At 60.0% G+C, this 1,564-nt stretch carries 1 protein-coding gene; it reads right to left on the bottom strand.

From position 1 onward, the window contains the following. Window positions 1-84 precede the first annotated feature (84 nt). Window positions 85-1,335, bottom strand: coding sequence for a hypothetical protein (locus NW834_RS13650; RefSeq protein ID WP_414418861.1), 1,251 nt, complete (start codon window positions 1,333-1,335; stop codon window positions 85-87). Window positions 1,336-1,564: the final 229 nt, after the last annotated feature.

Consider the following 1,564-nt stretch of genomic DNA (forward strand, 5'->3'; position numbering starts at 1 on the left):
ATGACTTTTGCCAAACCGCCTAAAGCTCAGTAAATTCAGCAAAGTTCAGGGTTTTGGGGGTTAGAGGCATGCTCTGCAGGAGGGTTAGCGCAGGTTGAGTTGGGGCTGCAAATTAAAGGAGTGCCCCGGCACCACCACGTAGACGTCGGGGATGTTGGTGGGCTCCAGGCTTTGCAGGGCTAACCCTTCGATGTTGGAGCGCAGGGCGTTGTTGATGGTGGCTTCCAGTTGGGACAAAACCTGCGCCTCGTTGCCCTGAGCGGCCAAGCCAGGAAACTGGCTGTACACGGCGCGCGCCAAGCTGCTGGCCAAGGGGAGCTGGATCAGGGTGAGGTTGGATCCCCCCAGCTGGGGGCCCAAGGTGTTGGCCCGGCCGCGGATGCCCAAAGCTTGGAGGGCATTGGCCGTTTGGCTGACGGGGATGGTGCAAGTATCCATCTTGTAAACGGGCACTGAGGCCATGGTCAGAGCAGAAACGCTGGTCAGTTGCACCACAGTAAAGGAGGCAGTGCCGTTATAGGCAAAGCAAAAATCGCGAAAGGCTGCGGGCACATTGGCAGCGCGGATGGGGCGCTCATCGTCAAAGCCGCCCGACTCGGCGAAGATGTTGCGGATAGCGAATCCCCCGAAGAAGGCCAGCAGGGCCACCACCAGCAGGATCGTCAGATCGGAGGAGGAGACCCCCCCGCTGGAGCTGCCGCCTCGCCCACCACCGCCATATCCCCCACCGCCAACATAGCTGGAGGTGTAGCCGTAAGCCGCGGAACGGCTGTAGTCACTGCGGTAGCCGGATTCCCCAAGGACTCCGTTCCGCTTACGCGAGCGGCCAGCAAAGGACTCCGTCCCGCTACCGCGAAAGGCAGAGGAACGGGCGGATCCGTCGTAGCCGCGGTTGCTGGAGACAGAACGGCGGGAAACCAGGGCTTGCCCAGGACGCTCACCGGCTCCAGGGGATCCTGCAGCGGCTTTCTGCCCCCCCTTTTCGCTGTCAACACGAGACCCCTCGTCTCGGCCAGTCTGGGGGGAGCGGTTGGAAGGGCGAGAAGTGGCCCCTTGCGCGGACTCCCTGTAGCTATCCCGCCCATTCTCCAAGGACTCCGTCCCGCTACCGCGATCGTCCAGCCAATCCTCTGCGCCCACAAAGGTTGAGCCCTCTTCCGGCAAAGGGGGTGGAGAACGACGACCTTGGCGCTCCCTTCCTTCACCAGAGTTTGCAACCGAGGAGATCGCGGCTTCCTCACCGGCAGAATCCGGGGAATGGCGGCTGGGATCGGGGGCAGCAGTCCGTTCCGCTGCTGCAATGGGATCTTGATCCTCAAACTCAGAAAAACCCATAGTTCTTCGAGCGCTCCCCTCAGCTGCCAAGGCAAGACGGCTTTCAATTTCACTCCCCCGAAGGGAAGCAACTACTGTATCCTAGCAGCTGATACATTTACGCTGAACACTGCTGAACATCACTGTTCAACTATGCAGCGATAGCATTCTGCTTGTTTCCAAACAGAATGGCGGTATCCCGCAAAGCTTTGAGTAGAATACCCAAAGCGCAGTTTCCGTGTCGTCTTAC

Origin of the sequence: Synechococcus sp. R60.1 (genome assembly GCF_047461835.1) — a bacterium.
Taxonomy (GTDB): Bacteria; Cyanobacteriota; Cyanobacteriia; order Thermostichales; family Thermostichaceae; genus Thermostichus.